This is a genomic window from Campylobacter sp. RM16189 (assembly GCF_012978815.1).
Classification (GTDB): Bacteria; Campylobacterota; Campylobacteria; order Campylobacterales; family Campylobacteraceae; genus Campylobacter_A.
In genome coordinates, this window is record NZ_LIWR01000006.1 from 48,150 (window position 1) to 74,287 (window position 26,138).

The window sequence follows — 26,138 nt, forward strand, 5'->3', positions numbered from 1 at the left end:
AGTTTCTTTGGATTTTATCACAACTTCTTTTAGCTATCGTTAAATTCGCTCTAACAAATCAAATTTTCCAGAGCCTCGCTTATGTTTTCATGCCCAAATTTAAACCCTTGCGCAAGCAAATTTGCAGGATAAACCTTCTGTCCTTCAAGCAGAATCACGGCTCCTTCACCAAATTTAAGCTTGAGTGCGAAATTTGGCACTTTGAAAAAGGCTGGGCGATTTAGCGCTTTAGCGAGTGAGGCGGTAAAAATTTTATTTGTTATGGGATTTGGCGAAGATAGGTTGTAAATGCCTTCTTTTTGGCTGTTTATCACAAATTCATACGCTCTTGCAAGATCGCTTATAGCTATCCATGAAAATCCCTGCTCGCCGTCTCCTAAGATCCCGCCAAGACCAAATTTAAAAACAGGAAGCATTTTTTCTAGCGCACCGCCATTGCCAAGAACTACGCTAATGCGAAATATCGCAGTTTTAACGCCAAATTCTTTTGCTTTATTTGCTTCGCTTTCCCACTCTTTGGCAAGCCTTCCTAAAAATCCATCATCGTATCTATCTGAGCTTTCGTCGTGTTCCTCGCCGCTTTTATATACGCCGACAGCCGAAGTTGAGATGAAAATTTTTGGCGGATTTTTTAGAAGGCTCATGGCTTTTACTAAATTTTTAGTTGTATTAATCCTGCTTGAATAAAGCTCTTTTTTATACTCCTCGCTCCATTTTTTAGAGATATTTGCACCTGCTAAATTTATGATGACATCGGCACGTTCAATGGCTTCTTTAAGCCTTTGCGTATCGTTATACAAAGCTCTTTTTATAGGCACTATCTCATGGCCTTTGCTTGCTAAAAATTTACTTACGTAACCGCCTACAAAACCGCTAAGTCCGTTTATAGCTATCTTCATGCTTTTTCCTTTTTTTGTATTTTATCATCATTTGTCTGGGCTGTACGGATTTAAATTTTATAAAATATAAAAATGTATAAAATCGCTATAAAAATTTTAGAAAAATGCGTTTTAATTAGTATATAAGATTATATTTTATATTATCGCTGAATATTATTTTGATAAAAGGAAAAACAGAATGAAAAAGATAGCTTTTTTAAGCCTAGTTGCGGTTTTTGCACTCGGTGCGGAAAATTTACTCGTAGGTGCTGGTGGTGGATATAAAAAACCTGTAACCGCTGTCATTGAAAATCTTAAAAAAGATGGTCTGAATGTGGAGGGTGCGTTTGCCAATATCCAGCAAATTACTATTCAAGCAAAAGAGGGTAAAATGGCTGTAATCGTGGGAGATGAGGCATTTTTAAAGAAAACCGACCTTGAGATAAAAGGTTATGAGAGGCTTGGAAAGGGTACTTTGGCTCTTGTAACTCCAAAGGGTAAGACTATAAAAGACATAAGCGAGCTTAAAAATTTAAATCGTATCGCAATGCCTGATGCTAAAAAGGCGATTTACGGTATCCGCACGACAGAATTTCTTAAAAATTCAAATTTAGAAAAAGATGTCGGCTCAAAAATGCTTGCAGTTGCAGGCGTGCCTCAAGTGGTGGCTTACGTGCTAAACAACGAAGTTGATGCAGGCTTTATCAACTCAACCGAAGCAGAAGCTGGAAGAGGCGAATTTGGCTCGGTTATCTATGTAGACGAGAGCCTTTATAGCCCTGTTTTTATAAGCGCAGCTAAGCTTGCAGCGTGCGACAAACACGCAGACTGCGGTAAATTTATAGATGAGTTAAAGACCGAGCGTTCAAAGGAGATTTTTGCCAAATTTGGACTTAAGTGATCTTGCGAGCCTTAATTGGCTCGTTCATCCGCTTATCTTAAGCGCAAAGACGCTTTGTATAACCTTCATTTTCTTCGTATTTATCGGGCTTCCGATAGCTTATTTTTTAGCCTTTTACAAGGGCAAATTTAAAGCGGTCTTTGAAGCGGTTGTGATGTTTCCGCTTATATTTCCGCCTATCGCCACTGGCTTTTTGCTGCTTTATTTGCTGGGGCGAAACTCATTTTTGGGTCAAATGCTAAATTTGCAGATAGTTTTTAGCTTTAGCGCTCTTGTTGTGGCTTCTTTTTTGGCAGGACTTCCGCTTTTGGTTAAGCCCGTTGCAAGCGTGCTTGAGAGCTTTCCAAAGAGCCTCATTGAAGCAGGGCAGAGCCTTGGTAAAAATAAATTTGAAATCGCGCTTTTTATCATGATACCAAACATCTTTAGAAGTGTTGTTTCAGCACTAATCCTTGCGCTTGCAAGAGGACTTAGAGAGGTTGGTATCACTTTGATGCTAGGTGGAAATATCGTAGGCAAAACCGACACCATCTCGCTTGCTATCTTTAACGCAGTTTATGACGGAGAAAACGAGCGCGCACTGATTTTAAGCCTGATTTTAGTCGTTTTAAGCCTGTTTATGTTTGGATTTATAAATTTTCTGGGACATAGAAAAAACTTTTAGTATTTTTTTGATACAATAAACTGCTATTTAAAAATTTATAGGAGAAGTTTATGAAAAAAGATGACATCAAAGAGTTGATCGAATTTTTCAACGAAATGGATATGAATAAGATCAAGATAAAAGATGGTGATTTTGAGATCGAACTTGAAAAATTTGCCGATTGTTGTGAGCTTCCTAAACCGACAGCCCCAGCCCCAGCCCCAGCCCCTACTCCTGTTAATGTCGTCGTAAGCTCGGAAGTGAAGCAAACATCAAGTGCTAAAGAGAGTATAAAATCGCCTATGGTAGGAACGTTTTATATGGCCCCAAGCCCGGGTGCGGCGCCTTTTGTGAAAGTGGGGCAAAAAGTAAGAAGAGGCGAAGTTATAGGCATTATTGAAGCTATGAAAATCATGAACGAGATTGAAGCGGAATTTGATTGTGTTATCACAGAGGCTCTAGTATCTGATGGACAACCTGTAGAATTTGGAATGTCTTTATTTGGAGTGGAGAAAATTTAATGGAGATCAAAAGAGTTTTAATCGCAAACCGCGGCGAAATAGCGTTAAGAGCCTTGCGAACAATCAAAGAGATGGGCAAAGAGGCGATCGTCGTTTACTCCACTGCTGACAGAGATGCACTTTACGTCAAATACGCTGATGCTGCTATTTGTATAGGAAATCCCAGATCAAGTGATAGCTATCTAAATATTCCCGCTATTATTTCCGCAGCCGAGATAAGCGAAGCTGATGCAATATTTCCTGGATATGGTTTTTTGAGTGAAAATCAAAATTTCGTTGAAATTTGCTCTCATCATAACCTTAAATTTATAGGCCCTAGTGTAGAGGCTATGGCTCTAATGAGTGATAAAAGCAAGGCAAAGCAGATGATGCAAAGAGCGGGTGTGCCTGTAATACCTGGTTCTGACGGAGCCGTAGCTGATGTAAAAGCGGCTAAAGAGCTTGCTAAAAAAATCGGCTATCCTGTTATTTTAAAAGCTGCCGCAGGTGGTGGCGGACGCGGTATGCGTGTGGTAGAAAAAGAAGAGGATATAGAAAAGGCGTTTTGGTCTGCCGAGAGCGAAGCTATGAGTGCCTTTGGCGACGGGACAATGTATATGGAAAAATATATCTTAAATCCGCGCCATATCGAGGTTCAAGTAGTAGGCGATAGCCATGGAAACGTAATTCACATAGGTGAGAGAGACTGCTCTATGCAGCGTAGACATCAAAAATTGATCGAAGAGAGTCCAGCTATATTGCTTGACGATGATACTCGCTCTAGACTTCATGAGACAGCCATCAGAGCAGCTAAAGCGATAGGCTATGAGGGTGCTGGAACATTTGAATTTTTAGTGGATAAGGATCTGAATTTTTATTTCATCGAGATGAATACGCGCCTTCAAGTCGAACACTGCGTTAGCGAAATGGTAAGTGGAATAGATATTATAGAGCTTATGATAAGGGTTGCCGAAGGTGGTGTTTTGCCAAGTCAGGACAGTATAAAGCTAAAAGGACACTCTATAGAGTGCAGAATCACTGCCGAAGATCCAAACAGTTTCACTCCTTGCCCAGGAAAAATAACAAAATATGTCTGCCCGGGCGGACGAAATGTGCGCATGGATAGCCATATCTACCAAGATTACTCTATACCTCCTTTCTATGATAGCATGATAGGTAAGCTGATTGTGTGGGACGAGGATAGAAATAAGGCGATTCATAAGATGAGAGTTGCGCTTGAACAGCTTGTTATACAAGGCATAAAGACGACTCGCGATTTTCATCTAGCAATGATGGAAAATAAAGACTTTATAAATAATAACTACGACACAAACTACTTATCAAGACATTAAAATTTTGGCAGGGTTTTATCTCTGCCAAAATAAGCTTCTTATCTGCATTTCAGCTCAATTTATAAAATTTAGGCTAAATTTATATAAAAATTTAGAGGAGAATTTATGAAAAAATACACTCTTATTACTGGTGCAAGTTCTGGTATAGGGCTTGAAGCGGCAAAGGCTTTTGCTAGGCGTGGCGAAAATTTGATTTTGATAGCCAGGAGAGCTCAAAGACTAGAGAGCTTAAGAAACGAGATTTTAAAATTTGCTCCTATGGTTGATATAATCATTAAAATTTGTGATCTTTCAAAGATAGAAAATGTCTATAAAATTTATGATGAGCTAAAAATTTATCAGATAAAAACATGGATAAATAATGCCGGATTTGGTGATAGCGCGGCTATAGGAAGCCAAAATTTAGAAAAAATGGAGCAGATGCTTGATCTAAATATAAAAGCTTTGAGTATATTTTCAACTCTTTTTGTGAGAGATTATCAAAACGTTGATGGCACTCAGCTTATAAACGTATCCTCTGCTTGCGGATATAGTATGGTTGATAGCTTTGGGGTATATTGTGCGACTAAATTTTATGTAAGTGCATTTACTGAAGCGCTTTATAGACAGCTTAAGTCAAATAATGCAAAAATGAGTGCTAAAATTTTAGCTCCCGCAACGACACAGAGCGAATTTAAGCAAGTTGCCATAGATGCTGATGAGTACGATTATGCTAAAAATTACAAAAACTATCACACAAGCGAGCAGATGGCGGAATTTTTACTAAGGTTATATGATAGCGAAAAGTGTGTGGGTTGGGTAGATAGAAAGAGCTTTGATTTTGTATTAAGAGACCCTATTTTTGTTCACGTAACAAAGGTTAATATCTCCTAATAAGTAAGCGTGATAAGCGCTTACTTATTATCTTAGATATTTTATATCCGCTTTTGCTCTTAGCTTATTAAAATATTCGGTCACTACGCGGTCTTGTTCAAAATTATAGATAGTTGACATGACCTCGTTTTGAATATCTTGAAAATTTGGTAGAACTTCGCCTGATTTTAAATTTACTAAAAACATCTCAAATCCGCTAGGAGTTTGGAAAATTTGAGTAAAAGAACCGTTTGGAGTTCTATTTAAAACAGCTCTTAGCTGAGGCGGTAATTGTTCACTTTTTAGTTCCAAATTCTCTGTATTTACATCTTGGCGCATGCTCATAGGAGATGCTTGTATCATCTCTAAAGAGTCTCTGCTTTGAGCTATGTATCTAGTCATTTTTATCTGGTTAAATTGTAAAAACATCTGCGGGTTTTGCTCAAAATAGGCCTTTGCAGCCTCCGGAGTAACGTTAATTCTGGCATCTTTAAATATATTTTGATAGAGCTTTTCTTGCTTTATTCCTTTTGCTACGTCTTCTTTAAATTTCGCATAATCCACTCCTTGCGAGATTATGGTATTTCTTAGTTGCGATACGTTTAGCCCGCTTTCTTGAGCGATTTTTTTTATTTTTTCACTAATTTCAAAGTCGTTTGCTTCTATTTTAAGTGCTTTTATCTGAGCTTTTTCAAGCCTGTCCTTAATCAGGAAATTTAAAGCATTTCTCTCGTCCGTTTTTAGAATTTGTGAAGTTTTATATAGCTCATGAAGGGTTATAGGCTCGTTTTCAACTACTGCCGCAATGCCATTTACCATCTGGGCGAAGGCAAAATTTAAGCTCAATAAAAAAGCTACAAAAAAGATCTTTTTTGACATATGAAACCTTTGTTTAAGTCTAAAATAAATATAATTGCTGGCATTATAACATTTTAATATTTAAGTTAGATAAGGCAAAATTATGATAGTTACAAGATTTGCCCCCTCGCCTACGGGATACCTGCATATCGGAGGGCTTAGAACAGCGCTTTATAGTTATTTGTATGCTAGAAAAAATGGCGGCAAATTTTTACTCCGCATAGAAGATACCGATTTAAAAAGAAACTCGCAAGAGGCTACAATCGCGATCAAGGAAGCGTTTGATTGGTGCAACTTAGATCACGATGGTGAAGTTACCTACCAATCCAAAAGATTTGACGTATATAAGGCTTTCGTGCAAAAGCTTCTAGACTCAGGGCATGCTTATAAATGTTATATGAGCAAGAGTGAGCTTGACGAGCTACGAGCTCAGCAAGAAGCAAGAAAAGAAAGACCTAAGTATGATAATAGATATCGTGATTTTACAGGCACTCCACCTGAGGGCATAGATCCTGTAATACGTATCAAAGCTCCGCTTGACGGCGAAATTTTGATAGATGACGGTATAAAGGGCGAAGTGAAATTTAGAGTTGAAGATATATTGGATGATTTTATAATAGCTAGAAGTGACGGCACTCCTACTTATAATTTTACCGTTGTTGTCGATGATGCTTTAATGGGTGTAACTCATGTAATAAGAGGCGATGATCATCTATCTAATACTCCAAAACAGATAGTTTTATACGATGCGCTTGGATTTGAGAAACCAAAATTCTTTCATGTGGCTATGATAAACGGCGAAGACGGCAAAAAACTAAGCAAACGTCACGGAGCAACTGATGTAATGGAGTATAAACGTATGGGCTATCTGCCTGAAGCGCTTTTAAATTTCCTTGTGCGTCTTGGATGGAGCCACGGCGATGATGAAATTTTTAGCATGGAGGATATGTTAAAATATTTTGATCCGCATGATATAAACAAGAGCTCAAGTACATATAATGCTCAAAAACTGGACTGGCTAAATGCCCATTATATCAAGACCTTGCCTTATGATAGACTTGCAAAAGAGATGATGGAATTTGGGATTGATTTTAAATCCATACCAAAGGGCGAAGTGCTTTTAAACTCGCTTCGTGAACGCTCGAAAACTTTGGTTGAGATGAGCGATAGTGCAAGAGTGATAATAAATACTCCTAAGGTTTATGATGAGAAAGCTTATGCTAAATTTATTAACGAAACAAGCTTGAAAATTTTGGCTAAATTTGGTGAAATTTTAAATGAAAATTTGGATGCCAAGGGATATGAAGAGCTTACTAATAAATTTCTTGAAGCAAATGGAATTAAGCTAAAAGATCTAGCTCAAGCGCTAAGAGTCAGTTTAACTGGTTCAAGCGTATCACCATCGATTTTTGAAGTGCTTGAAGTGCTTGGAAGCGATGAGGTTAAAAATAGAATAAAAAACATAATAAAGGAATAAAAATGGCGCACGTAACAAAAGAAGAATCGCTTGATTATCATATAGGTGGAAAGATAGAGATAAAGGTAAAGACTCCTTGCGCGACAGCAGAGGATCTATCTAAGGCCTATACACCGGGTGTTGCAGAGCCTTGCAAAGAGATAAGTAAAGATAACGAACTTGCGTATAAATACACAAATAAGGCCAATTTAGTTGCTGTTATTACTGATGGTACAGCTGTTTTAGGACTAGGCGATATCGGAGCGGTAGCTGGCAAACCAGTAATGGAAGGCAAGTCTGTTTTGTTTAAAAAATTTGCAAACGTAGATGCTTTTGATATCGAGATAGACGAGAAAGATCCTGAGAAGATAGTTGAAATTTGTAAAGCTATAGCCCCTACTTTCGGTGGTATCAATTTAGAAGATATCAAAGCCCCTAAATGCTTTGAAATAGAAAGAAAACTTCAAGAAGCTGTAGATATCCCTGTAATGCATGATGATCAGCACGGAACAGCCATGATAACTAGTGCAGGGCTTATTAATGCGATTGAAATTTCAGGTAAAGATATAACAAAGATAAAGATCGTGGTAAGCGGTTCAGGAGCCGCCGGTATAGCATGCGCCAGAATGTATAGGCTGCTTGGTGCTAAAAATATAGTTATGGTTGATAGTAAGGGTGTGCTTCATGACGAAAGAGATGATTTAACGACCGAAAAATTAGAATTTGCTGTAAATACGACCGATAGAACTCTAGGCGATGCTATGAAGGGCGCTGATATGTTTTTAGGGCTTAGTAAGCCAGGAGTTTTAACTAAAGAGATGGTAAAAACAATGAATCCTGAACCTATAATCTTCGCACTTGCAAATCCTACGCCTGAAATCTTCCCTGAAGAGGTTAAAGAGGTAAGAGATGATGTGATGATGGGAACTGGTAGAAGCGATTATCCAAACCAAGTAAATAATGTACTTGGCTTTCCTTTTATTTTCCGTGGAGCGCTTGATGTCAGAGCCAAAAAGATAACAGAAAATATGAAAATGGCTGCAGCAAAAGCTCTTGCGAAATTAGCTAAAGAGCCTGTGCCTGCTGAGGTTTGCAAGGCTTTTGGAGTAGATGAGCTAAAATTTGGTAAAGACTATATCATACCAAAGCCTTTTGACAAACGCGTGCTTACAGCTGTAGCTCCGGCAGTAGCGCAAGCTGCGGTAGAAGATGGAGTGGCTAGAGTAAAAGATTTTGACATAAAAGCCTATATAGAAACACTTGAAAAAGGCTTTTAATATGAAAAACATCAAATTGATTTCTCATCCCTTAATAGAGCACAAATTGGCGATTTTAAGGGATAAAAGCACAGAGCCTTTTCAGTTTAGAATGCTAGTTGACGAGATAAGCTATTTGATGATTTTTGAAGCGACCAGAGATCTAAAGTTGCGCGATGTAACTGTAGCAACTCCGGTTGCAAATACTACAGCTAAAAAACTAGCTACTAAAATTATGATATGCCCTATTTTAAGGGCGGCTCTTGGTATGCTTGATAGCGTATTTAAGATAATTCCGGATGCTAGTGTGGGATTTTTGGGCTTTCAAAGAAACGAAAAGACAGCCGAAGCCGAGTTTTTTTATGCCAAACTCCCTCAAGATGCCACAAATAGAACCGCTATTATAATTGATCCTATGTTTGCTACCGGTGGAACTGCGATAGATGCGGTTAAATTTCTAAAACAAAACGGAGTAAAAAATATCAAATTTATATCTATTATCGCAGCTCCTGAGGGTCTAAAGAGATTTAGCGAAATTTATCCAGAAATAGAGGTTTATACGGCGGCAATAGATGAGAAGCTTAATGAGAAAAACTATATAGTCCCTGGTCTTGGCGATGCGGGCGATAGAGTTTTTAATACACTATAAAGGAAATTATAAAATGAAAAAATATTTTACCTGTTTGCTCTTGGCCTTTTTTATGTTTGGTTGTGCAACAACTTCCGAGCCAAAAATCTCAAAAAATGCGGAAACAAAAGAGTATTCAAGTATGCTCTATGCTATGAAAGTAACTAGCGATGATGGTTGGCAGACCGCCTCTATGATAGATAGTGATGATAGATCATATAGTTTAAAAAGGCAAAAAAGCGCTACAGGGATATTGTTAAAAAATAGTAAAATTAGTGTCCATATAAAGGGGAGCTTCGCTCTTTTCCAAAGCGAAGAAGGAGAGATGATCGTCTTAGAAGAGCCTAAATAATCTATTTGGGACTAAAATAAATTTATAGGAATAGATATGAAAACCGTTGTGATTATGTCGCATCCGTATTATAAAAATTCTAGGATAAATAAGGCTCTTTTTGAAGTAGCCAAAAGCATTAATAATGTAGAAGCAAGGCATCTAGAAGAGCTTTATGGGCATGATGCAAGCAAAATTGATGTGATGGCCGAGCAAAAGATCCTTGAAAGTGCCGATAAAATAGTATTTCAATTTCCGATGTTTTGGTTAAATGTCCCTGCTATGCTAAAAGCATATATGGATGAAGTTTTTACTTATGGCTGGGCTTATGGAAGCACCGGAGACAAGCTTAAAAATAAAGATTTTTACGTAGCTGTTAGTCTTGGAAGTTCCGAGTCTGAATATTCAAAAGAGGGCAAAATAAAGTTTAGTTTGGATGAAATTTTAATTCCTATTAAGATAACTGCAGGCTATTGTGGCATGAATTTTAAGGGCATATTTGTAAGTGGTGGAGTTTATCGTATGAATGACGATGACATTACAAATTGCTCTCAAAGATATATTGAACTACTTAAAGGCAAGTAAATTTGATATGTCAGAGCTTCTTAGCCACTTAAATTTAAGGAAGTCTTTTTGATATTTGGCAAGATAGATTATCTTAACTTACTTCCTTTTCATATATTTTTAAAACGCTACACTTTAACAAGTTACTCTAAAAAAACAATTGAGTTTAAAAAGGGTGTTCCAAGTAAGCTAAATAAAGACTTGCGTGCACGCCGTATAGATGCTGCCGTGGTTTCTAGCGTGGAGAGCTTTAAAAAGCGATATAAAAAGCTAAATTTTGGAATTGTTGCAAAAGACGAGGTAAAAAGCGTATTAGTTCGTAAAAACTCTATTTCAAAGTCTGATCCCGCTTCTGCTTCATCAAATTTGTTGGCTAAAATTTTAGATATAAAAGGCGAAATTATTATAGGAGATAGAGCGTTAAAAGCATATCTTAATGAAGGTAGAGATAAATTTTACGATTTGGCTCAAGAGTGGAAAGAGCGCACAAATTTACCATTTGTTTTTGGTCGATTTTCTTGCACAAAAGATTATCAACTCTATAAAAACTTATCTCGAAATTTTCTAAAACAAAACATCAAAATACCAAACTATATATTAAAGCAGTATGCTGATAGCAGAGGCGTTAAAGGCGAAGATATCAGATGGTATTTGAAATTTATAAGCTACAAGATAGATAAAAAAGAGCAAAAAGCACTTAAAATATTTTCTAAAGAGGCTAGATTACTCAAATTTAAGCGCCAAATCGCTTAAATTTGAGATAAACTGCTTAAGCCTCATCTTGAATAACAGGAGTAAACTCTTCCCATCTAAGCTTTGTTTTTGCTGTCGGCATCTTGCTTTGGAACGGCTCTTTTTTCATAGATGCTACGGCAACACTATCGCCTTCGGGTTTAACAGGCGCTTCAACTGCCAATAAAACTCTATCGATTTGTATTAAAATCTCCACTAGCTTAGCGTAAGAGTTGAAAAAATTTGCACTTTTATGCTTTTGCAAAAGTGAAGCAAACTCATCTGCAAAGTTATTTACAACCTCTTTAAATAGTTTTTCGCTAATGTTGTTTGCGCCGTTAATCTCGTCGTTTAAAAATGTAGCCATAATGAGAAATACAAATCCAATAAAATCTTCACTATCTTTGCAAATCTCACTATTGCGGCGATAAGGACTGAGTTTCAGGCACTCTATAGTTCTAAGCCTGGCCGCTCCATCATCTCTTCCGTCCTCGTAAAATGAGGCGTTAAGAGGTATGTTTGAGTAGGCGAGATCAAATAAAACCTCGTTTTGTTCTTTTAAAAAAGCATCAAAATCAAATGCTTGTAAATTTTTAAACGCCTGATCCATCTCTTGTGTTAATGGATTTTGCGCTAAATACTCAAGTTGACTCTTCCATATTTTAAATTTCTCATCATTTTCATGAAAAAATAAAGGAAACGATAAAAATTCATAAAGGTATGCGCGCGCTTTTGTTATATTTTTATCCATTTAATATATCCTTGTGCATAGCTTCGATTTGTGCTTTTACCATTACTTTTGCCTTGCAATCGGAGCAGCAATATAGAGTTTTTAGCTTAACCGGATCGTTTGCAAATTTAGGCGACATAATCGCAGCGATTTTTTCGACAGCCTTTTTGGTTGCAAATTCTTTGCCACACTCTATACATGCGAACAATTCATCTTTTGCAAGTTCGTTGTATACGAAGTATTCAGGCTTAAGTTCTATTTGACCTCGTTTTAATACTATCGTATCTTCCTCCGCACAACTTAACTCGCAATATCCGCAGTTGGTGCAGATGCTTGGGTTAAACATTATCGAGTTTGTTTTACTATCTGCTACTAAGGCGCTTACGTTACACGCTCCGACACAGCTTAGGCATAGAGTACAGCTGTCGCGGTTTATCTCTACTGTTCCGTAGCTGATATTTTCTCCAGTTTTTACTACTCCTAGGTTTTCGTCTCCGACAAACCACTCTAAGCGTTTTGCGAAAATTTCGCGCTTAGGCATAGCGTATTCACTCATTGAATGCTGCGAGCCATCTATTAAAGAGGCTCTTTGTAAAGCATCTTTTAGTTCGCTTTCATTCATCGCTACCTCAATTGCCTGGCGGTTAAATTTGATGTTATAAATTTGATTGACGATTAAGATTGCATCTTTTGTGCCTTTACTTGCAAAGTCCGTATAAAAGATCACGCTAGAGCCACTCTCTTGCAAAAGAGTCATAAAGTGAGATTCATGAAGCCATTTTTCTCCCTCTATTGCAAATGGAAGCACATTTTGAGGTAGCTTTAGACTTAATTTTTCTAAATTCATTTTCTTTGGAATTATAAGCGGAATTTTACCTTTGTACATCTTTGCGGTATCTACAAACGAATTTCTAGGCATATGCGAATAATCAAGCGCTCCGCTAGGGCATACGCTAATACATCCCCCACAGCCCAAACAGTCTATATGAGAGAATACAAGGTGTTTTGTCTCATCTTCTTTTAGTATCGCTACCGTAGGGCATACTTCTGCACATCTGCCGCAAATTTCTTGTCTGCGCTCATGGTATTGACAGATTGTGGAGTCATAGCTTATATGGGTTTTGTATTTAAAACTTGGACTTTTTTCGTTTAGTAAATTTAAAGCATCCTCATCGCTCATATTAGCTATTTCATAACAGCCACTCTGTTTTAACATATAATCTCTTGCGTTTTCAACGAGTAAAAAGTCGCAATCTATCTCGAATTCATCGTTTGCGCGAAGCACTATGACGCTTAGTTCGCCAGCTGCACCATATAAAAATTTTACTTCAAAGTGAGTAAGCTCAATAACTTTAAATCCGTTTTCTTTAAGTAGATTAGCTAAATTTTCACGTCCTATGTTGCTTACTAATACTACGTTTTTACCGACGGTTTTTTCATGATCCACATCTCTTGCCAGATCAAATGCATTTGCTCTGGCCTCATATAGTAAAAGCGTATTTTTAGCCTTATCAAGCACGCTATCTTCGCTATTTTTTAAGTAAAAATTTATCTCGTTAGCTACTATATTTGCCTTTAGTTTTGGCGAATTTGACACAAGGTATTCGCCCTCTTTTGAGATATCAATCTGCTCATTTAGCATAATGGTATCGTCAAAATCGTTATAAAAGCCAAATTCTTTCATTTTTTGTTCTCCCATTATCAAAAACTACTGCATTTTATTATTTATGCCATTAATAGGTACTGAATTTTTTAATCTATTTTTTATATTAAAGCTAAAGATTGTTTTAGTTTATGATACAATTTGTGCAGTAAAACAAAATTACTTGGAGAGTGCTTTATGAGCAAATTTAAGAAACTTCCGCAGATTGATAAGATATTAAAATGTCCAGAGTTTAAAGATAAAATTTCGTCTTTTGTAACCGAGTTTGCAAGAGATGAGATAGAGTTTCAAAGAGCTCAAATTTCACTTGGCAAACCATGCGCCGAATTTGAAAAAATTATAAAAAATATCCTAAAAAGATATGAAAAATTTCAAAGATCATCACTTCAAAAAGTGATAAATGCAACCGGTGTCATAGTGCATACAAACCTTGGAAGAAGCGTTATAGACCAAGAAATTTTAAATAGAGCCAAAGATATTATCTGCTCATATTCAAATTTAGAATATAGCCTTGATAAAGGTGCTAGATCTAATCGTTATGACTATGTCGGATCACTTTTGGCAAATTTATTTGGTTTTGAAGATGCTATTGTAGTAAATAATAACGCAAGTGCTGTATTTTTGGTGCTAAATACCTTTGCAAAAAACGGCGAAGCCATTATCAGTAGAGGTGAACTGGTCGAAATCGGAGGCAGTTTTAGAGTACCTGAAGTGATGTTAAATTCAGGAGCAATTTTAAAAGAAATAGGCACTACTAACAAAACAAATATAGATGATTATAAGAGTGCTATTAGTGAAAATTCCAAAATGATTTTAAAAGTGCATCGCTCAAATTTTGATATTGTAGGTTTTAGCGAAGAAGTAGATATGAGCGAGCTTTCAAATTTGGCTAAAAAACATGAGATATTGGATTATTACGATCTTGGAAGCGGATATATAGGTAGTTTGCCTTATGGGCTTGAGCATGGAGAGATTAGTTTGGCAAGCCTGGCTAAAAATGGAGTCTCGCTTGTTAGCTTTAGTGGGGATAAGCTATTTGGCTCTGTGCAGTGCGGAATAATTTTAGGCAAAAAAGATCTGATAGAAAAGCTTAAGAAAAACCAACTTTTACGCATGCTTCGCGTAGATAAGGTTATAATTTCGATTTTAAGCGAGAGTGTAAAGGCGTATATAAACCGTGAATTTGAGCTTGTAACCACTTTAAAACATCTTTATAAAAGTATTGACGAGCTTAAAGAGTTGGCAAATAAAATCAACTCAAATTTAAAATCCCAGCTAAAAGTAGTAGACACTAAGACCTTTGTAGGCGGAGGAACTATGCCAAATAAGGCTATTCCTAGCGTGGCTTTAGCTTTAGGTGGTGATGCAAATTTAAATGAATTGAAATTTAGAGAGAAAAATGTGATCGGTCGCATCGAAAATGGAGAATTTTTACTTGATTTAAGAAGTGTTTTGGATAGTGATTTAAAGGAGCTCATAAAAGTAATAAACGAGATAGGAGAAGCGAATGAATAGCTTGATAATAGGAACAGCCGGGCATATAGATCATGGTAAGACAGCCCTTATAAAGGAGCTAAACGGCTTTGAAGGAGATGGACTTGAAGAGGAGAAGAAGCGTGGCATCACGATAGATCTTAGCTTCTCAAATTTAAGCAGAGGCGATTCAAATATCGCTTTTATCGATGTGCCTGGTCATGAAAGCTTGGTTAAAACCATGATAAGTGGCGCATATGGATTTGATGCATGTTTATTTGTTGTAGCGGCGGATGACGGACTTATGCCTCAAAGCTTAGAGCATTTACAAATTTTAAATTTACTTAGCGTAAAGTCTTTGATAGTCGCGATAACAAAGAGTGATTTGGTTTCTAAAGAGCTTTTAGACCAAAGAGAGAATGAGATAAGAGAGGCTATAAAAAGCTATCAAAATCTTGAAATTTTAGAAATTTTTAGAGTCAGTATAAAAGATAAATCCAGTATTGACGAGCTTAGAAACTATCTTTTTACTTTACAAGCCAAAAAACTTAGCGAAGATGGTGTTTTTCGCTACTACATAGATAGGGTATTTAGTGTAAAGGGTATCGGAAATGTCGTAACCGGAACCGTGATAGAAGGAAGTGTTAGGAAAAACGAGAGGTTATTTAACTACGGTGCAAACAAAGAGGTGCAGGTTAGAAGCGTTCAGATCCACGATCGTTTCGTAGATATGGCTCATCAAAGCAACCGTGTGGCATTAAATTTAACCGGAATTGAACTAAGCGAGCTTAAAAAGGGTCAGTTGCTAAGTAAAAAGGGATTTTTTAGAGGCTTTAAAGAAGCTGATTGTATAGTAATTGCAAAAAATTTAATACATAATGAAAGCGTTACTTTTTGCGTGGGAGCTAGATCAATTAGTGCTAAAGTGCTGATTTTAACTCAGAAAAACGATAACTATTTCGTGACATTTAAATTTGATAAGGATATGTTTTTAAAATTTGATGAACCTTTTGTTTTGATAGCCAATTCTCGTGTGATAGGCGGCGGAAGGGTCTTAAATCCGATAAACGAACCGCTTAAAAAACAATTGAAAATCGAGTTTTTAAATTTCTTGCTCAAAAAGGACTTTGTAAACGCATTTAATATACTTAAAAATTCGCATAAAAATGGCTTTGGTATCATATCTTCGTATCAAAGATTCGGTCTTAATCATGAAGAGGCTTTAAAAGTAGCAAGGCAAATTCCAAATTCATACGTAGATGAAAACGCTCTAAACATCTATGATTTAAGTGCCATAGATAGGGTAAAAGCAGTAATAAAATTTATGATAGAAAAAAATCAATATGCGATATTTTCAGCTACATCAGTGGCTTTAAAGCTAAATTGGGCAAGCGAGGAGCTGTGCCAAAGGGCTATAGATGAGCTAAAAAGTGCGAATCTGATAGCTCAAAATGATGGCGTATATACAAAGATAGGCATTGATATAACGGAACTAAAGGTAAAGATAGAGGAGAGAATTTATAAAATTTTAGAGAGTGCAAATTTGGCTCCAGATGCACCTTATAATATCTATGATGAGCTTGAGATAGATAGGATCACAGGAGATAATGCGCTTAAAAAACTAACCGGAATAAGCCGAGTGGTAAGGCTGGCGCACAATCTTTTTGTAACTACAAAAGCTTTAAACGAGGCTTGCAAAAGACTAAGAGAGATCATCAAAAAAGAGGGTTTTGTAAATGTGATAAATGCAAAAGAACATCTAAATTTGAGCAGAAAATATGTAATAGCCTATCTTGAATATTTAGATACTATGCCGGATATTATTAAAAAGGGTAACGATAGAGTTATCAAAAAGTGATTGCATATCCGTTTAAAAAAAATTATTATAATCCTCGAAATTTTAACAAGAAGGTAAAAAATGAAAAAAATTGTTGTAACTTCTTTGGTTGCTGCTAGTGCGGTTTTTGGTGCGAGCGATGATCAGATAAAGGATTTTTATAACGCTATGATAGGCGGAAAACAAGGCGTAAGTATTACAGTAAGCGATCGCCAAAAAGTATCTGATAAATCAGATATAGAGGTAGTTACCGTAACTATAAGTGATGGCAAAAACTCTCAGCATGATGTAGTATTTACAAAAGGTGATTTTTTATTTCCTGAAATTTTCGATCTAAAAGAGCACAAATCATACTCTAGAGATTTCCAACAAAAGATAACTGTTAAAAATTTAGCCGCAGTTTATAATAAAGAGGATAAGAAAAATATCATCTCCTTAGGAAATGACAGCAAAAAGCCTACTATAGTAGTTTTTTCGGATCCAGAGTGTCCATACTGTAGGGCCGAACTTGATAAGATAGAGGGTACTTTAAAAGAGTCTAATGTGCAAATCATACTAACTCCAGTGCATGATACAACAGCTCTTCAAAAGAGTTTCTTGGTATATAAAGATACGGCAGCCGCAAAGAGCGATAGTGAAAAGATAAAGGCTCTAAGAAAATACTTTGCGCCTGATTATACGGTAGATCAAAAAGCTGTAAGCGAGGATGATGTTAAAAAAATGGATGAGCTTCGCACTAAATATCTTGCTGCAGGTGTTAGAAGCGTACCGTTCATAATCAATCTGGAAGATCTTAAAAAATAAAAAACTAAATTTATAAGGCTTTGATTTTTTCAAAGTCTTTGTATCCATTTAATCGTAAATCAATTTCAGCTGCCAATAAATTTAATAAAAACATCCGATAAACTATTTTTAAAATTTATTTCTATTCCTATAATTATTTTTTTATATTTTTAAATATATTTTAAGAATAATACTTAATACAACTTCTTTACTATTTATAATTATAAGATATGCTAAATTTGCATAAAAAGTTTTTTAGGGCTTTTGCTACGAAAAGCTTTTTATTTGGAGATATTTTTATATAGAAATATGCCAAATTTGAATGTTATATTTTGCTTTTAAATTCTTTAATGAAAGGAGAGGGAAATGGAGGGATTAAGACGAGAATTTCTTAAAAAATCCCTAAAGATGGGGGCTGTTGGAGCAGGTGTAGTTGCTACTTCAGTTGCTACCGCTAGTACCGGTGGTAGTCTAAAATCAGACTCCAATGGTGTAGTTGTAGGAAAATCAAATAAAAAAGAGGTGCTCTATAAAACGAGCAAAGAGTGGGAATATTACTATAAGATCGCTTATTAAGGGAGAAAACTATGAATGATGCGCGTATAGGAAGACGTTCGTTTCTAAAGCTTGCAGCCCTTGGAGCGGGTAGCACTGTAGCTTTCGGAAAGAACGAAACAATAAGGGGAGTCACCAATGAGGAGATTAAAAATCCTTTTGAGGGCTCAAAGAGGGTTAGAACAATTTGTTCGATCTGCTCGGCTGGCTGTGGTATAGAAGCAGAGGTTAAAGATGGGGTTTGGATACGCCAAGATATGGCTATGTATCACCCAATATCACAAGGTAGTCACTGCTGCAAAGGAATCGATCAGATCGATCTTACAAAGAGTAAACAACGCATCAAATATCCGATGAAGAAAGTTAACGGCAAATGGGAGCGCATTAGCTGGGAGACAGCTGTTAACGAAATCGGCGATAAGATGCTTGAAATTCGTAAAAAACATGGACCTGACTGTGTTGAGTTTTTAGGTTCGGCAAAATTTAGCAACGAGCAATCTTTCTATTTTAGAAAATTTGCGGCATTTTGGGGCACAAACAATATAGATCACGTTGCACGTATTTGACACAGCGCATCAGTCGCCGGAGCGGCGAATACTTGGGGTTATGGCGCTATGACAAACCACTTTGGAGATATTGCAGCGAATTCTAAGGCTATTATGGTTGTAGGAGCAAATTCTGCCGTTGCAAACCCTGTTGGAGGCATGAAGCACTTCCTTCAAGCTAAAGATAGAAATAATGCAAAATTAATAGTTGTTGATCCGATCTTTACTAAAACAGCTGCTAAAGCTGATCACTATGTGAGAGTAAGACCTGGAACCGATATAGCATTTGCTTACGGTATGCTACATCTTATATTTAAAAACGGATGGGAAGATAAAGAGTATATAGGCGATAGAACTTACGGAATGGATGAAATCCGTAAAGAGGCAGAGCACTGGACACCTGAGGTTGTTGAAGACGTTACGGGAGTGCCGGCTGATCAGCTAATCCAGGTAACTAGAATCTTTGCTACTACAAAGCCTGCCGCTGTTGCTTGGTCTTTGGGACTTACACAACACTCAATAGGTAGCTCTAATACGAGAATTTTCCCTATTCTTCAATTAGTGCTTGGTAACGCAGGAAAATCTGGCGGCGGATGTCAAATCATTCGTGGACATGACAACGTTCAAGGTGCTACAGATATGGGTAATTTGGCGGATTCTCTTCCTACATATTATGGTCTTGGAGATGCGGCTTGGAAGCACTTCTGTAAAGGTTGGGGCGTAGAATTTGATGATTTCGTAAAACGCTTTGCGGTATCTACCAAAGAGCCTAAGCAAGGCGGTGCTCCTGTTAAAGGAACGAAATTTGAGGAGTACTTCTATCACGATCCTAAAAACCCTGAAGATAGAAACTGGAGAAATGAAAAGGGTTGGTCGCTATCTAAATGGTGGCAAGGTGTCTTGAAAGAGGAAGATACCTTTACAAGCGGCGAGCTAAAAGTTCTTTGGGTTCAAGGAACGGGAATTACCTCTATGGCTCACCTATCTAAAATTCAAGAGGCTATCGATAAACTAGATATGCTTGTTATAGCAGAGCCTTTTGTAAACGAAGTTGCTATTCTTAGTGATAGAAAAGATGGAATTTACATCCTTCCTGTTGCGACTCAGTTTGAAAACGAAGGTATAGTTGTTGCGACTAACCGTGCTGCGCAATGGAGAACAAAGGTCGTAGATCCGCTATACGAGAGTAAGCCAGACCAAGAGGTTATGTTTGAATTTGCAAAAAAATGGGGATTTTATGATGAGTATACAAAATCTCTTAGAATGAATGATAATCTTGAGGTGGTAAAAGATAGCTTTATATGGCCTGACGATGCTACAAGAGAGCTTGCTAGAATGGGGCAATCTATCGGCCTTCAAGGATGGCAACCTGAGCGCTTAAGAAAACATCAACAAAACTGGGAAAATTTCGACCCTGATACCTTGATAGGTATAGGCGGAGAAGTTAAGGGCGAGTATTACAGCTTGCCGTGGCCATGTTGGGATAAGCAACATCCTGGAACACCAATACTTTACGACCTAAGTAAGCCTTATGTAGAGGGCGGATGCGGATTTAGAAATCGCTTTGGTTTAGAGCATAATGGGGTTAGTCAAATAGCTTCTGAAGCTGTTCAGTTAAAGGGTTCTAAGGTAAAAGGCGGATATCCTCAAATTACAAAAGAGAATATCGAAACAGTTCTTGGCATCACTCTAACAGAGGAAGAAAAATCTAAGATGGGTGCCAACTGGATGATGGATTATAGCGGTATTATTAATCAAAAATGCCGTGAGGCAGGCGTTGCTCCATTTGGTAATGCAAGAGCGCGTGCATTTGTATGGGAATTTATCGATAAAATTCCAAAACATCGCGAGCCTCTACACTCGCCAAGATGGGATTTGGTTCAAAAATATCCTGCTATTGATGATCAAAAGAAGAATTTCCGTGTTGCGGTTAAATTTAAATCAGAACAACAAGAGCAAGATTGGAGCAAGAACTTCCCAACTATTATCAGCTCAATGCGCCTAGTAAACTTGAGCGGTGCCGGAATGCTAGAGAGAACAAGTAAATATCTAGCGGCTATTACGCCTGAGATGTTTGCCTATGTTAATCCGGAGCTAGCTCTTAAATATGGTATCCAAGATAAGGATATGATGTGGATTCATTCGCCTCAAGGCACAAAGATTAAAGTAAGATGCTATCACAATCATAGCGTTACGCCTGATAGAATTTGTTTGCCTTATAACTTTGCGGGCGTGATGCAAGGTGTTGATCTAAGTCACCGCTATCCTGAGGGAACTAAGCCTTATACGACAGGAGAAAGCTCAAATACCATAACAAACTACGGATTTGATCCGGTAACTCAAATTTCAGAGTATAACGCAGGCTTGTGTAGATTGGAAAAAGCTGATGATATGGGCTTTAAAACCAATTTCTTAGATGAAATAGCGAAGTAAGGAGTAGGTAATGGCAAGAATGAAATTTTTCGTAGATAACGATAGATGTATAAGTTGTTTTGGATGTCAAGTTGCTTGCTCTTCTGCTCATGAAGTTCCTGTAGGTGTATATCGCCGTAAGGTTATCACGCTATACGACGGCGTTGAAGGCAAAGAGGTTTCAACAACTATTGCATGCCAACACTGCACCGACGCTCCTTGCGAGCAGGTTTGTCCTGTGGATTGCTTTTATATCCGTGAGGACGGTATCGTTCTTCACGATAAAAACAAATGTATCGGCTGCGGATACTGCTTGTATGCATGTCCGTTTGGTGCGCCGCAGTTTCCAAGAGACGGAGCGTTTGGTATCAAAGGCGAGATGGATAAATGTACAATGTGTGCAGGCGGTCCTGCTCCTACAAATTCACATGATGAGCGCGAACTATACGGACAAAACCGTATCGCAGAGGGTAAAGTGCCTATGTGTGCGGCTGTTTGTGCGACAAATGCTCTTTTGGTTGGAGATGCAACCGAAGTTGCAAACGTGTATCGCAAACGTGTCACACTTCGCAATACAGGCTTTTCTATCTAAATTTAAGGGGCAAATTCGCCCCTTTTTCTTCTCTTTTTATCCTCTAAAATTTAGCTTTCATTTTATCTTTCATTAATCGCAGCGAGTTATAATTTGTCTAAAATCAGATAAAAAGGATTTGCGATGAGGTATCTTCAAATTTTACTCCTTTTGTTTATGGCTTTTTTCTTTGCGGCTTGCAGCACAAATAGCACTCCAAAGCTATATCTAAACTCAAGTGCGCCTGTGTTTATCACAAATTTAGATGCAAATAGAACAGTTTTTATAAATTTTAAAAACTCATCAGGCCATCAAAACACTCTTGAAGAGACGGTCAAAAAGAAATTTGTAAACAAAGGCTTTGTGCCGGTAGCTGATAAAAAGCGCGCCGATATAGTTATACTTGGGGATTTTATGATGCTTGAGAGAGTGGAGCGAAAAGATCCGAATGTCTTTATAAATTTAGGCTACGGCTTTGGCTCATTTGGACGCAGGAGCTCAGCCGGTGTTGGCATAGTGTTTGGCGATCCTTTTTATGATGATTACTACAACACTCGCCACTACATCTATAAAGCAACCGTTAGCGTCTCAATCACTACAAAAGAGCGCGAACAGCGCACCATACTTGATGTGCAAAGCGATAAAAACGTATATTCTCCAAGCTACATCATGCCTTTTGTAGAAGATAAGATAGCTACTCAGATAATCAACTTCTTTTATTAATTTTGTTTGTAGAGAGGGCGTATAGGCTCTCTTTACAAACCTTTATCTTTTCAAACCATGCTTATAATTTATCGAGCTAAATTTCAAATTTGTTTTTGATATATATTTTAGAGTTGATATATATCAATATCTTTAACTGCTTAATAATGATATACTTAATCAAAATTAAAAGAAATCAAATTTTTTATAAATTTCACACAAAAAGGATATAAGATGAGAGTAGTTTTAAGTTGCGCCGCGTTAGCGGGCTTACTCTTTGCAAACGGCGCAAATCCTGACAATATCGCGCCGCTGAAAGATTTCGCGCCGCCTAAGCCATATATGCCAAACATCGCTCAGGGCGCATTTCCTGCACATCAGTTTGAGCGAACAAATAGAGATGATTATTTTTTCGTGACCGATCTGCTTGATGATTCGATGGATAAATTTCACGTTTCAGGCGGATTTTACGGTAGGGATTTTTATAGCTCGGCTCTTTTTAAATACCGCGCTGCAAATTTCTACACCATCTTAAACGCAAATTTTTCAAAGGGCAACCGTTACAAAGACGGCGGAGGCAAGGAAGTTGATTTTGGCTACTCAAGACAAGGACAAAGCGCTATAGTAGGCTTTGTGCCAAACGATATAAGCGAATTTCGTTTTACTTTTTTGCGTGATAACATAGAAAACGAAAAAGAGCCTCACAACCCGACAGATGCGGTTAAAACCGAGCGCAAGATAGCTAAATTTAACGCGAGATTTGGCGAAGAAAGCCTTGCTAATACGCTAAATTTAGAGCTTATGCTAAGAGATATCAACCGCAACGCAAACAACTACGAGCTAAGAAATTCGGCTCAAAAAGTAAAAGTCGAAGTAGAGAGGAAAATTTTTGATGCTAAGCTTAGCTATGACGCTGATTTTGGCAATTTTCACAACATGATAGGCACTAGCTATCAGCGTGATTTGCATGAGGGCAAAAGATATGGATTTGTGGGTGGCAAATGGGTGTTTAACGGATACCGCTTCGGTGATGTTAAAAACCAAAGCGTGAGAGTGTTTGACGAGATATCTTATAAATTTAACGAAGCAAACAAGCTAAATTTGGCGCTTAACTACGAGTGGATGAGCTCGAATTTGCGTGCGGCGAACAACGCATACTCAGCGCCTATGCCTCAAATTTCAACGATAAAAGGGCTGGTTAAGTCAATTTACGGCGAAAATTTAGACGGCGACATCAAGCATAAGGCTTTAAGCGCGAGCCTGAAATACGAATTTAGCCCGAATGAAAAGGATCTTTACTACGCGGCACTTGAGAGCATTAGCAGGATGCCTTCAAATATGGAGCGCTTTAACACCCTTTACGGACCGCTTGATAACGGCTGGATATCAAATCCTTTTTTAAAACCCGAGCGCCACAACCGCGTGAATTTGGGACTTGAGTATAAAAGCGAGTTTTTCAAAGAGTATCTAAGCTCAAAGCAGGGCGAGGATAGTTTCGCTGTCAAAGCTCATCTTATTACAAGCGACGTAAAAGATCTCATCATCTATGATCGCAGGCACTCAAAAGCAGCTATGCCGATGAACAAAAACGCCGTTATCTCGCGCAATGTGGATGCGCAAATTTACAGCGCAAATTTAAGCGCAAGCTATAACTTCTTACAAAATTTTGGCTTAAAAGCGGCGCTTTTTTACAACTACGGACAAAACAAAACAGACGGCAGAGCCCTTTATCAAATTCGTCCGTTTGAAGCGAATTTAGCAGCTGATTACAAGAGCTACGCAAGCTTTGGAAGCTTTAGTTTAGGCAGTGCGCTTAGATATGTGGCAAAGCAAAACAGAGGCGATTTTGATAAAAGCACAGGACTTGGCATAGACAGCAAAGAAGCAAAAGCGTTTACGCTCATAGACATTTACGGTGCGGTTGAGTTTAGAAATAAATTCGGCTTAAGATTTGGCGTAAATAATATCTTTGATAAAGAGTATGCGGAGTTTATAAGCGGCGATCATGTCGCAGCTCTTGATCCAAGGAGAGTGAATGCTCCAGGCAGAACGGTGTTTGTGAGTTTTCACTCAAGTTTTTGATAAAAGCTAGTCTCGCGATACTTTGCTTTTACGACTTTATTTTAGTTAAAAATTTAGATCAACACAAAGGATAAAAGATGAAAAGACGAAATTTCTTAGGTTTAGGCGCAGCTCTTGGAGTAACTGCATTAGCCCCGGATTTGTTTGCAAAAGAGAGGTTTGATATCTGGGGAATGCCTGCCATCCCAAGCACTATGCTTGCGGTTGCGACTATGCAAGGCGAGCTTAATAAAACTCACGATATGAAATTGAGAATTTGGAGCAACCCTGACCAGCTTCGCGCGGGTGTGGCAAGCGGAGATATGAAGCTAACCGCCGCACCTAGTAACGTGGGCGTAAATTTAGTCAACCAAGGCATAAAATTTGGCATGCTAAACATCATGACAAACGGACTTCAAAACGTCCTTGTTAAAGACGCAAGTATAAAAAGCATAGAGGATTTAGTCGGTAAAAAGCTCATCATGCCTTTTAAAAACGATATGCCCGATCTCGTCTTTCGCGCCATTTGCAAAAAGCGCGGCATAGACATCTCAAAGATCGACATCACTTACGTGCAAACTCCGCCTGAGTCGGTTGGACTGTTTTTACAAAAGGACTATGACGCTGCACTATCCATCGAGCCTATGAGCTCGGCTGCCATACTTAAGGGCAAAAAGATGGGCGTGGATGTAAGCGTGGGCTTTGAACTGCCTGAAATTTGGGGCGAGAGCTTTGGCGTGAAGCCATATATCCCGCAAGCGGGTCTTATAGTGAGTTTGGATTATTATAACGCTAACAGAGAGGTTTTTGAGGTATTTCATAACGACTTACAAAACGCTCTTAAGTGGATCTTGCAAAACAAGCAAAGTGCCGCTAAGATCGGCGCTCAGTATCTGCCTGCACCGGAACCCGCTCTTGCAAACGCATTTGAGCGCTCAAATTTAACCGTAACTAAAGCAAGCGATTTGGCTGATGAGCTGATGAGCTTTTTTGAAGTGTTGTTTGAGCTAAATCCAAAAATTTTAGGCGGAAAAATGCCTGATAAGAGCCTATTTTTATGATTTTAATCGATAACGTTAAAAAGGATCGCGCGGTGATAAACCGCGTGGTTGATTATCTTTGGGGCGGATTTAGCGGATTTGCCACGATATGTCTTTTGATCGCTCTTTGGCAACTTGGTAGCGAGAAATTCGGCGAATTTATGCTGCCTGCTCCAAAGGTCGTCTTTCTTAAGGCTTATTCGCTTCTGCTTGAATACAAGGCAAGTGAGATCAACATAACGCTCTTTAGGTCGCTTGTGGGTGTCGGCACGGCTTGCGTTATCGGCATCACGCTTGGGCTTATTGCCGGCGCTTATAATAGCTTTGCCGCGCTTTTAAAGCCGCTTATAACCGTACTTTTGGCTATGCCGCCTATCATTTGGATAGTGATGGCGATATTTTGGTTCGGATTTGGAAATTTTAGCACTATCTTTACTATCATCATAACTGTTTTGCCGCTAACGTTTGCAAGCTCGGCGGTTGGCATGATGAGCGTTAGCGAAGAGCTAAAGGAGATGTTTGACGCATATCATTTGGGACTTGTTAGGAAAATTCGCCACCTTTACATCCCGCATCTTACGGGATATATCATAAGCTCTTTGAGTGTGGCTGTGGCGATGGGCGTTAAGATAGTCATTATGGCGGAGCTTTTGGGAGCAAATGAAGGAATGGGCGCAAAGATAGCAAGTGCGCGTGTTATGCTTGATACGACCGAGGTGATGGCTTACGTGGTGCTTGTTATCACGCTTATCATGCTTTTTGAATACCTAATCATCGAGCCTTTAAAGATAGCGCTCATGCCTTGGAAGCGCTAA

25 protein-coding genes and 1 pseudogene are annotated in these 26,138 nt (G+C 38.1%); 22 read left to right on the plus strand and 4 right to left on the minus strand.

Translation table 11 applies throughout. From position 1 onward, the window contains the following. Positions 1-50 precede the first annotated feature (50 nt). A complete protein-coding gene (locus CDOM16189_RS05535) occupies positions 51-899 on the minus strand; it encodes a TIGR01777 family oxidoreductase (protein WP_169975507.1) in 849 nt (282 codons plus the stop codon). Positions 900-1,077: 178 nt separating this feature from the next. Here CDOM16189_RS05535 and modA point away from each other — a divergent pair, with 178 nt between their 5' ends. The 5 genes from modA (at position 1,078) to CDOM16189_RS05560 (ending at position 5,147) form a co-directional block, all read left to right on the plus strand. Next, positions 1,078-1,779 carry a molybdate ABC transporter substrate-binding protein gene (modA, locus tag CDOM16189_RS05540; RefSeq protein WP_169975526.1) on the plus strand — a complete coding sequence of 234 codons (702 nt, stop codon included), beginning with the start codon at positions 1,078-1,080 and terminating at the stop codon, positions 1,777-1,779. Then, complete coding sequence (locus CDOM16189_RS05545) at positions 1,757-2,443, plus strand: molybdate ABC transporter permease subunit (RefSeq protein WP_249321573.1); 687 nt, start codon at positions 1,757-1,759, stop codon at positions 2,441-2,443. Before modA ends, CDOM16189_RS05545 begins: the two co-directional genes overlap by 23 nt. A 50-nt stretch (positions 2,444-2,493) precedes the next feature. Next, positions 2,494-2,943, plus strand: a complete 450-nt coding sequence (gene accB / locus CDOM16189_RS05550) for an acetyl-CoA carboxylase biotin carboxyl carrier protein (protein ID WP_169975528.1) — start codon at positions 2,494-2,496, stop codon at positions 2,941-2,943. Further along, positions 2,943-4,274 (plus strand): acetyl-CoA carboxylase biotin carboxylase subunit, encoded by a 1,332-nt coding sequence (locus CDOM16189_RS05555; RefSeq protein ID WP_169975530.1) that lies wholly within the window; start codon positions 2,943-2,945, stop codon positions 4,272-4,274. The genes accB and CDOM16189_RS05555 overlap by 1 nt, the downstream gene beginning before the upstream one ends. Positions 4,275-4,379: 105 nt before the next feature. Next, positions 4,380-5,147, plus strand: coding sequence for an SDR family NAD(P)-dependent oxidoreductase (locus CDOM16189_RS05560; protein WP_169975532.1), 768 nt, complete (start codon positions 4,380-4,382; stop codon positions 5,145-5,147). Positions 5,148-5,174: 27 nt separating this feature from the next. On the opposite strand, the gene CDOM16189_RS05565 is transcribed toward CDOM16189_RS05560, so the two are convergent. Then, entirely contained in the window at positions 5,175-6,005 is an 831-nt protein-coding gene (locus CDOM16189_RS05565; RefSeq protein ID WP_170000829.1) for a peptidylprolyl isomerase, read from the minus strand. 82 nt (positions 6,006-6,087) lie between these two features. Here CDOM16189_RS05565 and gltX point away from each other — a divergent pair, with 82 nt between their 5' ends. The 6 genes from gltX to CDOM16189_RS05595 are packed head-to-tail and all read left to right on the plus strand — an operon-like array spanning position 6,088 to position 10,972. Continuing rightward, entirely contained in the window at positions 6,088-7,461 is a 1,374-nt protein-coding gene (gltX, locus tag CDOM16189_RS05570) for a glutamate--tRNA ligase (RefSeq protein WP_170000830.1), read from the plus strand. A 2-nt stretch (positions 7,462-7,463) separates the two neighbouring features. Then, the gene (locus tag CDOM16189_RS05575; protein ID WP_170000831.1) at positions 7,464-8,717 is read left to right on the plus strand and encodes a malic enzyme-like NAD(P)-binding protein; all 1,254 of its coding nucleotides are present in this window, start codon (positions 7,464-7,466) and stop codon (positions 8,715-8,717) included. 1 nt (position 8,718) lies between these two features. Beyond that, complete coding sequence (gene upp / locus CDOM16189_RS05580; RefSeq protein ID WP_170000832.1) at positions 8,719-9,345, plus strand: uracil phosphoribosyltransferase; 627 nt, start codon at positions 8,719-8,721, stop codon at positions 9,343-9,345. Between the two features lie 13 nt (positions 9,346-9,358). Further along, positions 9,359-9,676, plus strand: a complete 318-nt coding sequence (locus CDOM16189_RS05585) for a putative periplasmic lipoprotein (protein WP_169975542.1) — start codon at positions 9,359-9,361, stop codon at positions 9,674-9,676. A 36-nt stretch (positions 9,677-9,712) separates the two neighbouring features. Then, positions 9,713-10,240, plus strand: coding sequence for an NAD(P)H-dependent oxidoreductase (locus tag CDOM16189_RS05590; RefSeq protein WP_169975544.1), 528 nt, complete (start codon positions 9,713-9,715; stop codon positions 10,238-10,240). 48 nt (positions 10,241-10,288) lie between these two features. Then, complete coding sequence (locus tag CDOM16189_RS05595) at positions 10,289-10,972, plus strand: MqnA/MqnD/SBP family protein (RefSeq protein ID WP_169975546.1); 684 nt, start codon at positions 10,289-10,291, stop codon at positions 10,970-10,972. A 16-nt stretch (positions 10,973-10,988) separates the two neighbouring features. On the opposite strand, the gene CDOM16189_RS05600 is transcribed toward CDOM16189_RS05595, so the two are convergent. Together CDOM16189_RS05600 and CDOM16189_RS05605 are read right to left on the minus strand one after the other, a co-directional pair. After that, positions 10,989-11,702, minus strand: a complete 714-nt coding sequence (locus tag CDOM16189_RS05600; protein WP_169975548.1) for a TorD/DmsD family molecular chaperone — start codon at positions 11,700-11,702, stop codon at positions 10,989-10,991. After that, positions 11,695-13,365, minus strand: a complete 1,671-nt coding sequence (locus CDOM16189_RS05605) for a 4Fe-4S dicluster domain-containing protein (RefSeq protein ID WP_169975677.1) — start codon at positions 13,363-13,365, stop codon at positions 11,695-11,697. The genes CDOM16189_RS05600 and CDOM16189_RS05605 overlap by 8 nt, the downstream gene beginning before the upstream one ends. A gap of 156 nt (positions 13,366-13,521) precedes the next feature. Between CDOM16189_RS05605 and selA the strand changes: the two genes are divergently transcribed. From selA to CDOM16189_RS05660, 11 genes and pseudogenes are all read left to right on the plus strand, one after another. Continuing rightward, on the plus strand, positions 13,522-14,859 hold the full coding sequence (selA, locus tag CDOM16189_RS05610; RefSeq protein WP_169975550.1) for an L-seryl-tRNA(Sec) selenium transferase: 1,338 nt from the start codon (positions 13,522-13,524) through the stop codon (positions 14,857-14,859). Continuing rightward, positions 14,852-16,675: a selenocysteine-specific translation elongation factor gene (selB, locus tag CDOM16189_RS05615; protein ID WP_169975552.1), complete on the plus strand. Its 1,824-nt coding sequence runs from the start codon at positions 14,852-14,854 to the stop codon at positions 16,673-16,675. The genes selA and selB overlap by 8 nt, the downstream gene beginning before the upstream one ends. Before the next feature lie 60 nt (positions 16,676-16,735). Then, a complete protein-coding gene (locus CDOM16189_RS05620; RefSeq protein ID WP_169975554.1) occupies positions 16,736-17,458 on the plus strand; it encodes a thioredoxin domain-containing protein in 723 nt (240 codons plus the stop codon). Positions 17,459-17,803: 345 nt separating this feature from the next. Further along, positions 17,804-18,013, plus strand: a complete 210-nt coding sequence (locus tag CDOM16189_RS05625; protein ID WP_169975556.1) for a Tat pathway signal protein — start codon at positions 17,804-17,806, stop codon at positions 18,011-18,013. Between the two features lie 11 nt (positions 18,014-18,024). Next, positions 18,025-18,237: pseudogene (locus CDOM16189_RS10070) on the plus strand (twin-arginine translocation signal domain-containing protein); the annotation flags it as partial. 108 nt (positions 18,238-18,345) lie between these two features. Then, positions 18,346-20,970 carry a formate dehydrogenase subunit alpha gene (locus CDOM16189_RS05635; RefSeq protein WP_502707255.1) on the plus strand — a complete coding sequence of 875 codons (2,625 nt, stop codon included), beginning with the start codon at positions 18,346-18,348 and terminating at the stop codon, positions 20,968-20,970. Between the two features lie 10 nt (positions 20,971-20,980). Then, positions 20,981-21,541 (plus strand): formate dehydrogenase FDH3 subunit beta, encoded by a 561-nt coding sequence (fdh3B, locus tag CDOM16189_RS05640; protein ID WP_169975562.1) that lies wholly within the window; start codon positions 20,981-20,983, stop codon positions 21,539-21,541. 123 nt (positions 21,542-21,664) lie between these two features. Further along, a complete protein-coding gene (gene traT, locus CDOM16189_RS05645) occupies positions 21,665-22,243 on the plus strand; it encodes a complement resistance protein TraT (RefSeq protein WP_170000833.1) in 579 nt (192 codons plus the stop codon). Between the two features lie 213 nt (positions 22,244-22,456). Further along, the gene (locus CDOM16189_RS05650; RefSeq protein ID WP_170000834.1) at positions 22,457-24,304 is read left to right on the plus strand and encodes a TonB-dependent receptor domain-containing protein; all 1,848 of its coding nucleotides are present in this window, start codon (positions 22,457-22,459) and stop codon (positions 24,302-24,304) included. A 77-nt stretch (positions 24,305-24,381) separates the two neighbouring features. Then, the gene (locus tag CDOM16189_RS05655; protein WP_170000835.1) at positions 24,382-25,344 is read left to right on the plus strand and encodes an ABC transporter substrate-binding protein; all 963 of its coding nucleotides are present in this window, start codon (positions 24,382-24,384) and stop codon (positions 25,342-25,344) included. Beyond that, positions 25,341-26,138 (plus strand): ABC transporter permease, encoded by a 798-nt coding sequence (locus tag CDOM16189_RS05660; protein ID WP_170000836.1) that lies wholly within the window; start codon positions 25,341-25,343, stop codon positions 26,136-26,138. The genes CDOM16189_RS05655 and CDOM16189_RS05660 overlap by 4 nt, the downstream gene beginning before the upstream one ends.